This is a genomic window from Pseudomonas sichuanensis, from assembly GCF_024749065.1.
GTDB lineage: Bacteria > Pseudomonadota > Gammaproteobacteria > Pseudomonadales > Pseudomonadaceae > Aquipseudomonas > Aquipseudomonas sichuanensis.
This window is the reverse complement of the sequence record NZ_CP087185.1, coordinates 468,835-482,555: the sequence shown is the minus strand read 5'-3', so window position 1 is coordinate 482,555 and position 13,721 is coordinate 468,835. Positions and strand designations below refer to the sequence as shown.

The window sequence follows — 13,721 nt, the reverse complement described above, 5'->3', positions numbered from 1 at the left end:
GCTCCCCGAGCCCAGCCCTTTCTTACATTCTTACAGTGCCGGCAGTTGCTCCATCGGCCAGCGCGGCTGCACGCTGATCGCCAGGTCCTGCTGCTGCCCGGCCATCAGGCGCTGGCAGCCAGCATAGGCGATCATCGCGCCATTATCGGTGCAGAAGCGCGGGCGTGCGTAATAGACATTGCCCTTGAGGCCGGCCAGCATGGTCTCCAGTGACGTGCGCAGGGCGGTATTGGCACTCACGCCACCAGCGATCACCAGGCGCTTGAGGCCGGTCTGCTTGAGTGCTCGCTTGCACTTGAAGGTCAGAGTCTCCACCACCGCCTGCTGGAACGCCAGCGACACGTCGCAACGGGTTTGCTCGTTGTCGTCCCCGGCCTCACGGCATTTTTGCCAGGTGTTCAGGGCGAACGTCTTGAGGCCGCTGAAGCTGAACTGCAGGCCTGGACGGTCGCACATCGGCCGCGGGAACACGAAGCGCCCTGGGGTGCCTTGCTCGGCCAGGCGAGCGATTTCAGGCCCACCTGGATAATTGAGGCCGATCAGCTTGGCTGTCTTGTCGAACGCCTCGCCGGCCGCATCGTCCAGGCTCTCGCCGAGCAGTTCGTATTGGCCAATGCCATCGACCCGTACCAGCTGGGTATGACCACCCGACACCAACAAAGCGACGAACGGAAACTCCGGCGGCTGCTCTTCGAGCATCGGCGCCAGCAAGTGCCCTTCCATATGGTGCACACCGATCGCCGGGATATCCCAGGCAAACGCCAGGGCCTGGGCGCAGGAGGCGCCCACCAGCAACGCGCCGACCAGGCCAGGACCCGCGGTGTAGGCGATGGCGTCGATCTCGGTGGCGACGCAGTCGGCCTCCTCCAGCACCTGCCGGATCAGCGGCAGCATGCGCTTGACGTGGTCGCGCGAGGCAAGCTCGGGTACCACGCCACCATAGGCGCGATGCAGGTCGATCTGGCTGAACAGCGCGTCGGCCAACAAGCCGCGTTCGCTGTCGTATAATGCGACGCCAGTTTCGTCGCAGGATGTTTCCAATCCCAGTACTAGCATGGGTTCGTGCCCTGTCGAGGCTGAATTCGAAGGCGCGCATGATAGTCCCCGCACCCTGTGCCGACCAGCGGTTTTCGATCAGAGGCTTTGCATTCCTGCCAGCTAAGGGTTAACATCCGCAACCCTTGAAAACCGACGTACTCCAGCACACCTTATGTTTTGCCAGGAGCACGTCTACCCCGGTAATGAATTAAGGTAGCCCTGGATGCCAGCCGTCAAAGTTAAAGAGAACGAACCCTTCGACGTAGCTCTGCGTCGTTTCAAGCGCTCCTGCGAAAAAGCCGGTGTACTGGCTGAAGTTCGTAGCCGCGAGTTTTATGAGAAGCCGACCGCAGAGCGTAAGCGCAAAGCCGCTGCCGCTGTAAAGCGTCACGCGAAGAAAGTTCAGCGCGAACAGCGCCGCGCAGTTCGTCTGTACTAATACAGCCGTTCTACGCAAAGCTTCTGCCCCGCCCGGCCTCGTGCCGGGCAGATGGCAGCGGTCGCTTCAAACCCTTGGCCATGCGCCTGGGGTGCCCCGGCAAAAGCCATGGGCAACCTGTAACAACACGTCAGACCTGGCCATTGGCCAGACGTGCACGTCCTTTCTGACGAGCCCTCACAGGCTGGTGACGAGCACATACCCCTTCGCAACACCCCGCGCCAAACCCGAGCACAAGCGTTTAGACTTGCCAGTTGCCAGATGACGAGGCTGCCATGGCCGGGCTGATTCCCCAGAGCTTCATCGATGACCTCCTGAACCGCACCGACATCGTCGACGTGGTGAGTTCGCGCGTCCAACTGAAGAAGACCGGCAAGAATCTTTCCGCCTGCTGCCCGTTCCACAAGGAGAAGTCGCCCTCCTTCACCGTCAGCCCCGACAAGCAGTTCTACTACTGCTTTGGCTGCGGCGCCGGCGGCAACGCGCTGGGCTTCATCATGGACCACGACAACCTGGACTTCCCCCAGGCGGTCGAGGAGCTGGCCCGTGCAGCCGGCATGGAAGTGCCACGCGAAGAGGGCCGTCGGGGGCAGAAGCCGCGCCAACCAACCGACTCCCCCCTGTACCCGCTGCTCGAAGCTGCCAGCGAATTCTATCGCCAGGCCCTGCGCAGCCACCCGACCCGCAAGGCGGCCGTGGACTACCTCAAGGGGCGCGGCCTGTCCGGCGAGATCGCCCGCGATTTCAGCCTGGGCTTCGCTCCGCCAGGCTGGGACAACCTGCTCAAGCACCTGGGCGCCGACGCGCTGCAGCAGAAGGTCATGATCGATGCCGGCCTGCTGATCGAGAATGCCGAGAGCGGCAAGCGTTACGACCGTTTTCGCGACCGCGTGATGTTCCCGATCCGCGATAGCCGTGGCCGGGTCATTGCCTTCGGCGGCCGGGTACTGGGCGACGACAAGCCCAAGTACCTGAACTCCCCGGAAACTCCGGTATTCCATAAAGGCCAGGAGCTGTACGGCCTGTACGAGGCACGCAAGAACAACCGCAACCTCGACGAAATCATCGTCGTCGAAGGCTACATGGACGTCATCGCCCTGGCCCAGCAGGGGCTGCGCAACGCCGTGGCGACACTGGGCACGGCCACCAGCGAAGAACATCTCAAGCGCCTGTTCCGCGTGGTGCCCAGCGTCCTGTTCTGCTTCGACGGCGACCAGGCGGGGCGCAAGGCTGCCTGGCGCGCACTGGAGTCGACCCTGCCGAGCCTGCAGGATGGCCGCCGCGCACGCTTCCTGTTCCTACCCGAGGGCGAGGACCCGGACAGCCTGGTCCGCGCCGAAGGCACCGACGCCTTCCATGCCCGCATCAACCAGCACGCCCAGCCGCTGGCCGACTATTTCTTCGAGCAGTTGAGCAACGAGGCTGATCCGCGCTCGCTGGAAGGCAAGGCGCACATGGTCACGCTGGCCGCCCCGCTGATCGAAAAGGTTCCAGGGGCAAACCTGCGCCAACTGATGCGCAACCGCCTGAAAGAGATCACCGGCCTCGACCCGCAGCAGCTGGAGCAACTGGCGCAGAGTGCGCCGGCCGCCAGCAGCGTGCCGGATTACGACCCGGGCTTCGATTACGACGCCATGGCCAGCTACACCCCGGACTATGGCGACCTGCAGCACCAGCCCGACTACGCCCCGGCGCAACAGGAGCAACGCCCCTGGACACCGAATAAGGGCGGCAAGAAACAATGGGAAGGTAAGCCGTGGGACAAGAAAGGCGGCAAGCCCTGGCAGCGCGACGGCCAACGTGGCGACGCACCACCGCGGGTGCCGGCGCCGGTGGAACCACCGTCGCTATCGGCGCTGCGCACGCTGTTGCACCACCCGTTGCTGGCCGGCAAGGTCGAAGATGCCGGTCATTTCGCCGACGAGCAGCAACTCTACAGCCAATTGCTGGTGGCCCTGATCGAGGCTGCGCAGAAGAATCCTAAGCTAAGCTCTATGCAGCTGATCGCACGCTGGCATGGCACCGAACAAGGCCGTTTGCTGCGTGCCCTGGCGGAAAAGGAATGGTTGATCGATGCCGACAACCTTGAACAACAGTTTTTCGACACTATAACTAGCTTGTCCGCCCGCCAACGCGAGCGCAGCTTGGAACATTTGATCAGCAAATCTCGTCTAACTGGCTTGGACGAGGACGAAACGGCCAAGCTTCGTGACTTGCTCCGCCGCAATGTTCCCGCACAAAACCCGACCTCATCTGGCGCGTGAGGTCCATGCTCGGGTATAATCCTCGGCTTGTTTTTTGCCCGCCAAGACCTTCAGTGGATAGGGTGTTATGTCCGGAAAAGCGCAACAGCAATCTCGCATCAAAGAGTTGATCACCCGCGGTCGTGAGCAGGGCTACCTGACTTACGCGGAGGTCAACGACCACCTGCCCGAGGATATTTCAGATCCGGAGCAGGTGGAAGACATCATCCGCATGATCAACGACATGGGGATCAACGTATTCGAGAGTGCTCCGGATGCGGATGCCCTGTTGTTGGCGGAAGCCGACACTGACGAAGCCGCAGCCGAAGAGGCCGCCGCAGCGTTGGCGGCAGTTGAGACCGATATCGGCCGCACGACCGACCCGGTGCGCATGTACATGCGTGAAATGGGTACCGTCGAGCTGCTGACTCGCGAAGGCGAAATCGAAATCGCCAAGCGCATCGAGGAAGGCATCCGTGAAGTCATGGGCGCCATCGCTCACTTCCCCGGCACTGTCGACCACATCCTCAGCGAATACGACCGCGTCACCTCCGAAGGTGGCCGTCTGTCCGACGTCCTCAGCGGTTATATCGACCCTGATGACAACATCGCCGCGCCGACCGAAGAAGTACCGATCCCAGGTGCCAAGGCTGCTGCCGCGAAGGAAGACGAAGACGAAGACGAAGAAAACGCCGAGAGCAGTGACGACGAGGAAGAGACCGAAAGCGGTCCGGACCCTATCGTTGCAGCCCAGCGATTCGGTGCAGTCTCCGAGCAGCTCGTCATCACCCTCAAGGTGCTGAAGAAGCATGGCCGCACCCACGCCGAAAGCATTGGCGCCATGCAGGCCCTGGCTGATCTGTTCATGCCGATCAAGCTGGTGCCCAAGCAGTTCGAAGCACTGGTAGAGCGCGTTCGCAGCGCCCTGGACCGTCTGCGCCAGCAAGAACGCGCCATCATGCAACTGTGCGTGCGTGACGCGCGCATGCCACGTGCCGACTTCCTGCGCCTGTTCCCGAGCAACGAGACCGACCAGACCTGGAGCGGTGACCTCGCCAAGCGCAGCACCAAATGGGCCGCTGCCCTGGGTGAGAAAAACGCCGCGATCGTCGCCTGCCAGCAGAAACTGATCGACCTTGAGACCGAGACCGGCCTGACCGTTGCCGAAATCAAGGAAATCAACCGTCGCATGTCCATCGGTGAGGCCAAGGCCCGCCGCGCCAAGAAGGAAATGGTCGAGGCGAACCTGCGTCTGGTGATCTCCATCGCCAAGAAGTACACCAACCGTGGCCTGCAGTTCCTCGACCTGATCCAGGAAGGCAACATCGGCCTGATGAAGGCGGTGGACAAGTTCGAATACCGTCGCGGCTACAAGTTCTCGACCTATGCCACCTGGTGGATCCGCCAGGCGATCACCCGTTCGATCGCCGACCAGGCACGCACCATCCGCATTCCGGTGCACATGATCGAGACGATCAACAAGCTCAACCGCATTTCCCGGCAGATGCTGCAGGAAATGGGTCGTGAACCGACCCCGGAAGAGCTCGGTGAACGCATGGAGATGCCAGAGGACAAGATCCGCAAGGTATTGAAGATCGCCAAGGAGCCGATCTCCATGGAAACGCCGATCGGTGACGACGAAGACTCGCACCTGGGCGATTTCATCGAGGACTCCACCATGCAGTCCCCGATCGACGTGGCCACGGTCGAAAGCCTCAAGGAAGCGACCCGTGACGTGCTCTCGGGCCTGACCGCACGTGAAGCCAAAGTGCTGCGCATGCGTTTCGGCATCGACATGAACACTGACCACACCCTCGAAGAAGTCGGCAAGCAGTTCGACGTGACCCGTGAACGGATCCGTCAGATCGAAGCCAAGGCGCTGCGCAAGCTGCGCCACCCGACGCGAAGCGAGCATCTGCGCTCCTTCCTCGACGAGTGATGACGAACCCCGGCCCAGGCCGGGGTTTTTCTTATGTGACAAAAGGTCATGACCGGCGTCACCCTGCTGGCAGGATGCCCGTCTACACTCGACTCAGACCCCCTGATCGAGAGGCCGCTATGCCCTTGATGCCGGCCCTCCTGTTGCTGCTCCTGATGGTCTGGAACACAACGGCCGGCGCCCTGACCCTGACTGACGAGGAACAAGCCTGGCTCAGCGCGCATCCGCAGCTGCGCCTGGGCATAGACGCTTCATGGCCGCCCTTCGAATTTCGCGACCAGGAAGGCCGTTACCAGGGACTGGCCGCCGATTACATCGCCCTTATCCAGGAGCGCCTGGGCGTCACGCTCAAACCGGTCGAGCCCAGCAGTTGGACCGAGGTACTCGAGCAGGCACGCAGCAACCGCATCGACCTGCTGCCCGGCATCATGTCCACCCCGGAACGCCAAAGCTACCTGGCCTTCACCCGCCCGTACCTGGACTTCCCGATTGTCATACTGGCCCACTCCGGTGGCCCGCAACCACGCAGCCTCAAGGACCTCTACGGCCTGAAGATCGCCGTGGTAGAGAACTACGCCCCCCACGAGCTGCTGCGCACGCACCACCCGGACCTCAACCTGGTGGCCATGCCCAACGTCAGCTCGACGCTGCAGGCACTGGCCACCGACGCCGTGGACGCCGTGGTCGGCGACCTTGCCTCGAGTATCTGGAGCCTTCGCCAGCTCAAGCTCGATGGCCTCTACGTCAGCGGCGAAACGCCCTACCGCTACCAACTGGCCATGGCCGTGCCACAGCAGCAGAAGATTCTCGTGGCCATCCTCGACAAGGTCATGGCCGACATGAGCAACAGCGAAATCAGCCATATCCAGCAACGCTGGGTGGGCAATGTCGTCGACCAACGCACCTTCTGGCATGACATGCTGCTGTACGGCCTGCCTGCGGTCCTGCTGCTGGTAGCCATCCTCGCTGCGGTGATTCGCATCAACCGCCGACTGAGTTCGGAAATTTCCCGGCGTATTGCCCTGGAGCAGGAGCTGCGCAGCAGCGAGTACCACTATCGCGGCCTGGTCGAGAGCCTGTCGGCGATCGCCTGGGAGGCCGACGCCAACGATTTCACCTACAGCTATGTTTCGCCCCATGCCGAAGACCTGCTCGGCTACCCGCTGAGCGAATGGCTCAAGCCCGGCTTCTGGCGCAGCATCCTGCACCCGGAAGACGCGCTCTGGGCTCAGGCCTATTGCGACAGCGAGACTGCCGCCGGGCGTGATCACAGCCTCGACTATCGGGTGATCCGCGCCGACGGTCACGCCCTGTGGGTGCGCAACATCGTCAGCATGATCGAGCACGGCCACAAGCCGCTGATGCGCGGCCTGATGATCGACATCAGCGAAACCAAACACACCGAGGACGCCCTGCGCCTGTCGGAGCAGAAGTTCGCCTCGGTATTCCAGCAGTGCCCGGACATCCTGCTCATCGCCCGGCAAAGCGACGGCTGCCTGCTGGAGGTCAACGAAGCGTTCGAAGAACAGATCGGCTTGAGCCCGAACCAGGTACTCGGCCGCACCGCCACCGAACTCGACCTGTGGGGCGTCGCCGGCACTGGCCCGATCATGCTCGAACGCCTGCAGCGCAGCGGTGTGCGCAACCTCGAGATGACCTTCCGCCGCAGCAACGGCCAGCTGTTCACCGGCCTCACCTCCGCCGAGGCCTTCGACCTCGATGGCACCCGGGCCTTGGTGGTGGCGGTACGCGACATCAGCCAGCTGAAAGAGACCCAGCAGCAACTGCAAACCTCGGAAGAAAAGTTCGCCAAGGCCTTCCATGCCTCGCCAGACGGACTGCTGCTGTCGCGCCAGAGTGATGGCCTGCTGCTGGAGGTCAATGAAGGCTTCTGCCGCCTGACCGGTTACGACATAAGCCCGAACGTCGACCAGACCTCCCTGGACCTCGGCATCTGGGTCGACCTCAACGAACGCCAGCGCCTGATAGAACGGCTCCAGCGCGAGGGCGCTGTGCGCGACTTCAGCTGCCATATCCGCCGCAGCGACGGGCAGATCCGCCTGTGCGAGCTGGCCGCCCGGCCACTGCCGATCGGCGGCGTCGACTGCATGCTGACCATCGCCCGCGACATCACCGAACGCCACCTGATGCAGGAAAAACTGCAGCTGGCGGCCACGGTGTTCGAGAACACCGCCGAAGGCGTGCTGATCACCGACATCGACCAGCGCATCAGCGCGGTCAACCGCGCCTTCAGTGAAATCACCGGCTACAGCGAGATCGAAGCCCTCGGCCAGACCCCTCGCCTGCTTGCCTCCGGCCAGCACGACAGCGCCTTCTACCTCGCCATGTGGCACCAGTTGACCGCCGAAGGCCACTGGCAGGGCGAGATCCACAACAAACGCAAGAACGGCGAGCTCTACCCCAGCTGGCTGACCATCAGCGCCGTGCGCAACAGCGAGCGTGAGATCACCCACTTCGTCGCCGTATTCGCCGACATCTCCAGCCTCAAGCACGCCCAGGCCAAGCTCGACTACCAGGCTCATCACGACCCACTGACCGGCCTGCCCAACCGCACGCTGTTCGAGAGCCGCCTGCAGGCCGTGCTGGCTTGCGCCCAGCTCTCCAACCGCCAGGGTGCGGTGCTGTTCCTCGACCTCGACCGCTTCAAGCACATCAACGACAGCCTCGGCCACCCGGTCGGCGACCTGCTGCTCAAAGGTATCGCCCAACGCCTGAAGGAGCAGGTGCGCGACGTCGATACCGTGGCCCGCCTGGGGGGTGACGAATTCATCATTCTGCTGCCCGGCCTGCACAAGCCTGACGACGCCAGCGCCATCGCCAACAAGCTGCTGGCCTGCTTCCATGCCCCCTTCCAGGCCGGCGAGCATGAGTTCTTCACCAGCGCCAGCATCGGCATCAGCCTTTACCCACAGGACGGCACCGACGTTGCCACCCTGATCCGCAACGCCGACGCCGCGATGTACCGTTCCAAAGCCAAGGGCCGCAACCGCGTCGAAGCCTACACCCGCGACCTTACCGCCCAGGCCAGCGAGCGCATCGCCCTCGAGCACGAACTGCGCCGCGCCATCGAACGCAACGAGTTGAGCCTATGCTACCAGCCCAAGTTCAGCCTCAAGACCCAGGGCCTGGTAGGCGCTGAGGCACTGATCCGCTGGACCCATCCCACCTTCGGCGAGGTGCCGCCCGAGCAGTTCATTCACCTCGCCGAAGAGAACGGCACCATCCTCCAGCTTGGCGACTGGGTACTGGAACAGACCTGCCGGCAGATGCACGCGTGGAAAAAGAACTACCAGTCGTTCGGCCCGCTCTCGATTAACCTCGCCGGCGCCCAGCTGCGCCAACCGAACCTGGCCAAGCGCATCGAGCAACTGCTCAGGACCTACCAGCTCAAGGCGGGCGACCTGCAGCTGGAAATCACCGAGAACTTCATCATGAGCCAGGCCGAAGAAGCCCTGGTCGTGCTCTACCAGCTCAAGCAGCTTGGCGTGCAGCTGGCCATCGACGATTTCGGCACTGGCTACTCCTCGCTCAGTTACCTCAAACGCCTGCCGCTGGACATCCTCAAGATCGACCAGTCGTTCATCCGCGGCCTGCCGGATGACCCCCACGACGCCGCCATCGCCCGTGCGATCATTGCGCTCGGGCGCAGCATGCAGCTCACCATCATTGCCGAGGGTGTGGAGAACCAGGCCCAGCAGCGCTTCCTCGCCGCCGAGGGCTGTGAACAGATCCAGGGCTACATCGTCAGCCTGCCCCTGCCGCCCGCAGAGTTCGCCGCTACCTTCCTGCGCATAGCACTATCGGATCTTTCGGATGGCACGGTATCGAAACCCTCGTTATAATCCGCGGCACCTGCTGAGGGCCTATAGCTCAGTTGGTTAGAGCAGAGGACTCATAATCCTTTGGTCCACGGTTCGAGTCCGTGTGGGCCCACCATCTTCGAAGCCGCGCATTGCGCGGCTTTTGCGTTTTTGGCGGGATCGCCTCAGATACGGAGTGCTCAGTTGCAACTCGTAAACCCGAGTGCGAGCCGGGTCCTTTCCTCATCCGTTTTTGTGGGGCCGGCATCACCTACGCCGCCCGGCCTGACTTTTGCTCGACGACTATTCGCACACAATCTACTCGTCAGCCGGCTCGAAGCGCTCGCCGCGAAACACCCGACGTGGATTGCCACGCTCGATGCGGTGATGGAACAACCGCCGCTGCGCGCGCAGTTCGCTGTCGACCTGCTCTGCCTGTTGCGCCAGGCGTTGACCGATGAGCAGCAGCGCCAAGCGTTTGTTGGCGTGCTGGCTACGCTCGCTCTGTACCTTGACGCTGACGCCGCTGGCCAGGTGCGTGGCGCGCACTGCCGAGTCGGTGGTGTTGACATGCTGACCACCCGGCCCGGACGAACGCAAGGTCTCGAAGTGGATCTCGCTCGCCAATTCCGGTGCCGGTGGCGCAAACCGTGCGCCCCCAAAGAACCAGTTCTTGCGCGCATGCCCCGGCCGGTACGGACTGCTGCACGTCCATTGCAGTGAGCCCGTCCAGTGATCCGCCAGGCGCTCGGCCTGCTCGCCATCCAGTGCCAGCAACACCGAGCGCAAGGTACCGCGCCGCGGCCCCGGCTCTTCTTCGAGTATCCGTACCGTCACGGCCTGGGCATCCGCTTCGGCCTGCAGCCTGAGCAATGCCTTGGCCACTGCCAGGGCACATTCTTCCGGCCCCTGAGCCGCCGAGAGTTGCAGTAGGATCATCAGCAGCACCCTCCGCGCGTCTTGTAGGTGAGCACCGGTTTCAGTCGTGCCAGCACGCGAACCAACCCCGCTTCACGCAAGGCACCCACCACCGAGTCGATAGCCTTGTAGGCCTCCGGCGCTTCCTCGTAGATCAGCGCCCGGTCGGCGCAGATCACGCGGCTGCCTAGTGCCGTACGACTCAGTTGCTCGACGCTGTAGCGCGAGGCGAGGCGGTCCTTGCACTCGCTGCGCATCCATTTGCGCCCGGCGCCATGGGCCAGGGACAACAGGCTACGCTCGTCGGCGATCGGCTGTACCAGGTAGCTGTAGTCGCCGCGCGAACCAGGGATCACCACCGCCCCCTGATCCGACGGTGTGGCGCCTTTGCGATGCAGCCAACCATCGAGCCCGTCGACCTGCGCTGGCGACACCAGGTTGTGGTTGATGTCGAGCAGTACATCGCCATCGGCACGCAAGCGGTCGAGCATGCGCCGGGCAATCAACTGACGGTTGGCTTCGGCAAAACGCAGCGCGCCGTCGTGCCGGCCCAGGTAATGAGTGCTGGCCTCGCTGCCCGCCTCCAGTCCGTGATGACCGAACAGGTCGACCTGCTCACGCAAGATCGCCTCGCCCAAACCACGCGAGCCGCTGTGCACCAGCAACAGCAGGTGTTTGCGCTCGATGCCCAAGGCTGCCAGGGCCGCATCGTCGTAGTTTTCATCGAGTTGCTGCAGCTCGGCGAAGTGGTTACCACCACCAATGGTGCCTAGAGAACGCTCGTGCCCCGTGGCAGGCAAACCGAAGCTGGCGACGGCCTCCTGCCACGTCTCGTCGAGCGGCAGGTCGAGGTTGCCAAGGCGTTTCTCCAGCTTGTCCAGATGCAGCTTGGCGGTCGGGATGTCCGTGCGCCACAGCGCCATGCCACAGCCGATGTCATTGCCGACCAGCGCCGGGTACAAACGCCCCACGGAAAAGAATGCCGCGCCGACCGGATAGCCACGCCCCGGATGCAGGTCCGGCATGCCGGCCACCCGATGCATGCCCCCTAGGCGAGCGGTGGTTTCGAGTTGTTGGATCGCTTTTCCTTCGATCCAGGTGTCGTCCGCGGCGACCAATACGGCGCCGTCGGACAAATTGCGAATGCAAGTGCCCATAGTCCAATCCTGATGGGTTGAAACAAAAAGATGTTCGGATTGGCAGGCCAGAGGCCGGGCGTTGCGGTACCGCTAACGAGTAGCGGCGAATGCGATCAAGCCAGGCGCGACCTGCAAAGGGTGATCAACTGTTGCATGATGTACCTCCTTTGCTGTCGGGTGAGAGAAGACGGGCATCTTAGGTGTGTAATTGCCACCTTGCAACAACCTTGATCACATGTTTACCAGGTGAACAACGTCATGGCCGAAAAACCTGACCGCTCCGCGCTACAAAAAAAAAATACACTGGCGGTATCGTGCCCAGCTTCCACCCATTTCGCCAAATTACGCTAAACACCAGTAACCACGCTATTTCCAGCTAACTATGCCTACGCTAAGCTACGTACGGTTTCACTGGGTTTGCAGCGTCTCCAGGCAACTCATAATCCTTTGGTCCACGGTTCGAGTCCGTGTGGGCCCACCAAAAATACAAAAGCCGCGCTGATGCGCGGCTTTTTCGTTTCTGTGGCCTGGGTGCTCACTGCGGGCCGGCCAACACCTCGCCACCTTTACGGCTGATGCGAATCCGCCCATAGCGTGCCGGGGGAAGTGGCTCGATTGCCGCCAGGCAGGCCGCCGGGTCATTGAGCGGCAAGCGCTGCAACGCCTGCACGTCACGCTCCCACCAACGGCTGGCGAGCAGGCGCTCGATCATCTCTGGCGGATAGCGGTAGCGGACCACCTTGGCAGGCACACCCGCCACCACGGCATAGGGCGGCACGTCCCGGGTGACCACGGCACGGGTGGCGATGATCGCCCCGGTGCCGACCTTGACCCCTTCCATCACCATCGCGCTGTGTCCGATCCACACATCGTGGCCAATGCTGGCCATGTCCACGCGCGCGGTGTATTCAAGGGGCGTGCCGGTGTACTGGAACGGGTGGGTACTTAGCCAATCAACCGGATGGGTGTTCTTTTCCTGGCCGATCACGGCACCGCTGCCGATCGAGCAGAAGCGACCGATCGACTCGACCAGTTGCAGAAGGCAATCGCTGCGGATGTAGGTGTGGGCGCCGATCGACAGCTCGCGGCAGTCGAGAATGACATCGCCGAGGCGGACCTCCTGCTCAAGGTCGAGTACGGCGCGCTTGCCGAACTTCGACACCCCCAGGCTGACTTTGCCCCCCTGGCGTCGAATCCAGCGTTTCCAGTACCAGTCCCTGAGACTCATCTGCAACTCCGCCTGCAATGGTAGCCGCCCGATCCCTGCCGGGAGGCGTGAGGCCGCAATATTAGCGGCTTGCGCTACAAAAGCCAGCGCTTGCCCTGCACCGTGGCGGCTGGCTAGGCTAGCGCGTCCCTTGCAGAGATTCGCCATGCCTGACTCACGCCCCATCGCCCTCGACGAAATCGACCGCCAGCTGATCGCCCTGTTGCAGATCAATGCCCGCGAAAGCGTCGCCACCCTCGCCCGCCTGCTCGGCATCGCCCGCACCACGGTGAATTCGCGTCTGGCACGGCTGGAGAAAAGCAAGGTGATCACCGGCTATGGCGTACGGCTTGGCCAGCGCCTGATCGGTGGCGGGCTGCAAGCCTATGTGGGGATCAAGGTGCAGCCGCGCGCGGGCAAGGAGGTGGTGCGGCGGCTGTCGGCCATGGGCCAGGTGCAGCAGCTGTGTGCGGTCAGTGGCGAGTTCGACTATGTGGCCTGGTTGCACAGCGATTCGCCGGAGCAGCTGGACCAGTTGCTCGACCAGATCGGTAGCCTCGACGGGGTCGAGAAGACCACTACGTCGATCATTCTCAGCAGCAAGGTGGACCGCGGGCAGCCGGGCTGACTCCCCCGCGGTCGGCCGTCAGGCTTCCATCGCGCCGAGCAGGCCATCCGTCAGCGCCCGGATGGTTTCAGCCGAATGCACGATCGACCAGATCATCGCCCGATTCGCCTCGGGCGCGTGATGCAGGGCGTAGTCGTCGGCGATTTCCTGGATCGCGGACGCCAACATGCTGGTATGCACAAGCGCGTCGGCGGCATCGACGCCCGGGCGGACGGTGAAGATAGGCGGGTGACTGGACTGGCAGGTGCAGAACGAACGCTCGGTGGTTGGGTTCAGTTTCAGAGGTGGGTCGGGGACGATTTTTTTCATGGCGCAGTTTCCAAGTTGAGCTAGGAAAAGCTGCCCTCTG

General features: G+C 62.9%; 10 protein-coding genes and 1 tRNA gene. 6 read left to right on the top strand and 5 right to left on the bottom strand.

Annotated elements, in window-relative coordinates:
- Positions 1-30: 30 nt before the first annotated feature.
- Positions 31-1,056 carry a tRNA (adenosine(37)-N6)-threonylcarbamoyltransferase complex transferase subunit TsaD gene (gene tsaD, locus LOY51_RS02210; protein ID WP_110994294.1) on the bottom strand — a complete coding sequence of 342 codons (1,026 nt, stop codon included), beginning with the start codon at positions 1,054-1,056 and terminating at the stop codon, positions 31-33.
- A 205-nt stretch (positions 1,057-1,261) separates the two neighbouring features.
- Here tsaD and rpsU point away from each other — a divergent pair, with 205 nt between their 5' ends.
- From rpsU to LOY51_RS02185, 5 genes are all read left to right on the top strand, one after another.
- Positions 1,262-1,477: a 30S ribosomal protein S21 gene (rpsU, locus tag LOY51_RS02205; protein ID WP_003255575.1), complete on the top strand. Its 216-nt coding sequence runs from the start codon at positions 1,262-1,264 to the stop codon at positions 1,475-1,477.
- A gap of 275 nt (positions 1,478-1,752) precedes the next feature.
- Positions 1,753-3,741: a DNA primase gene (dnaG, locus tag LOY51_RS02200; protein WP_125857209.1), complete on the top strand. Its 1,989-nt coding sequence runs from the start codon at positions 1,753-1,755 to the stop codon at positions 3,739-3,741.
- A 67-nt stretch (positions 3,742-3,808) separates the two neighbouring features.
- The gene (gene rpoD, locus LOY51_RS02195; protein WP_125462338.1) at positions 3,809-5,659 is read left to right on the top strand and encodes an RNA polymerase sigma factor RpoD; all 1,851 of its coding nucleotides are present in this window, start codon (positions 3,809-3,811) and stop codon (positions 5,657-5,659) included.
- A 119-nt stretch (positions 5,660-5,778) separates the two neighbouring features.
- The gene (locus tag LOY51_RS02190) at positions 5,779-9,522 is read left to right on the top strand and encodes a bifunctional diguanylate cyclase/phosphodiesterase (protein ID WP_258644188.1); all 3,744 of its coding nucleotides are present in this window, start codon (positions 5,779-5,781) and stop codon (positions 9,520-9,522) included.
- Positions 9,523-9,539: 17 nt separating this feature from the next.
- Positions 9,540-9,616: transfer RNA gene (locus LOY51_RS02185), tRNA-Ile, on the top strand.
- 182 nt (positions 9,617-9,798) lie between these two features.
- On the opposite strand, the gene prfH is transcribed toward LOY51_RS02185, so the two are convergent.
- The 3 genes from prfH to LOY51_RS02170 all read right to left on the bottom strand — a co-directional run bounded on the left by prfH (position 9,799) and on the right by LOY51_RS02170 (position 12,765).
- On the bottom strand, positions 9,799-10,419 hold the full coding sequence (gene prfH, locus LOY51_RS02180) for a peptide chain release factor H (protein ID WP_258644187.1): 621 nt from the start codon (positions 10,417-10,419) through the stop codon (positions 9,799-9,801).
- Positions 10,419-11,555, bottom strand: coding sequence for an RNA ligase RtcB family protein (locus LOY51_RS02175; RefSeq protein ID WP_011531823.1), 1,137 nt, complete (start codon positions 11,553-11,555; stop codon positions 10,419-10,421). The genes prfH and LOY51_RS02175 overlap by 1 nt, the downstream gene beginning before the upstream one ends.
- Before the next feature lie 517 nt (positions 11,556-12,072).
- Positions 12,073-12,765, bottom strand: coding sequence for a CatB-related O-acetyltransferase (locus LOY51_RS02170; RefSeq protein ID WP_258644186.1), 693 nt, complete (start codon positions 12,763-12,765; stop codon positions 12,073-12,075).
- 145 nt (positions 12,766-12,910) lie between these two features.
- Between LOY51_RS02170 and LOY51_RS02165 the strand changes: the two genes are divergently transcribed.
- Entirely contained in the window at positions 12,911-13,372 is a 462-nt protein-coding gene (locus LOY51_RS02165; protein ID WP_125857199.1) for an Lrp/AsnC family transcriptional regulator, read from the top strand.
- An 18-nt stretch (positions 13,373-13,390) separates the two neighbouring features.
- On the opposite strand, the gene LOY51_RS02160 is transcribed toward LOY51_RS02165, so the two are convergent.
- Complete coding sequence (locus LOY51_RS02160; RefSeq protein WP_258644185.1) at positions 13,391-13,681, bottom strand: DUF3077 domain-containing protein; 291 nt, start codon at positions 13,679-13,681, stop codon at positions 13,391-13,393.
- Between the last annotated feature and the right edge of the window lie 40 nt (positions 13,682-13,721).

Coding starts and splice junctions, on each gene's coding strand:
- rpoD (WP_125462338.1), top strand. CDS start 3,809: ATGTCCGGAAAAGCGCAACAGCAATCTCGCATCAAAGAGTTGATCACC.
- LOY51_RS02160 (WP_258644185.1), bottom strand. CDS start 13,681: ATGAAAAAAATCGTCCCCGACCCACCTCTGAAACTGAACCCAACCACC.
- LOY51_RS02170 (WP_258644186.1), bottom strand. CDS start 12,765: ATGAGTCTCAGGGACTGGTACTGGAAACGCTGGATTCGACGCCAGGGG.
- rpsU (WP_003255575.1), top strand. CDS start 1,262: ATGCCAGCCGTCAAAGTTAAAGAGAACGAACCCTTCGACGTAGCTCTG.
- LOY51_RS02165 (WP_125857199.1), top strand. CDS start 12,911: ATGCCTGACTCACGCCCCATCGCCCTCGACGAAATCGACCGCCAGCTG.
- LOY51_RS02190 (WP_258644188.1), top strand. CDS start 5,779: ATGCCCTTGATGCCGGCCCTCCTGTTGCTGCTCCTGATGGTCTGGAAC.
- tsaD (WP_110994294.1), bottom strand. CDS start 1,056: ATGCTAGTACTGGGATTGGAAACATCCTGCGACGAAACTGGCGTCGCA.
- LOY51_RS02175 (WP_011531823.1), bottom strand. CDS start 11,555: ATGGGCACTTGCATTCGCAATTTGTCCGACGGCGCCGTATTGGTCGCC.
- dnaG (WP_125857209.1), top strand. CDS start 1,753: ATGGCCGGGCTGATTCCCCAGAGCTTCATCGATGACCTCCTGAACCGC.
- prfH (WP_258644187.1), bottom strand. CDS start 10,419: ATGATCCTACTGCAACTCTCGGCGGCTCAGGGGCCGGAAGAATGTGCC.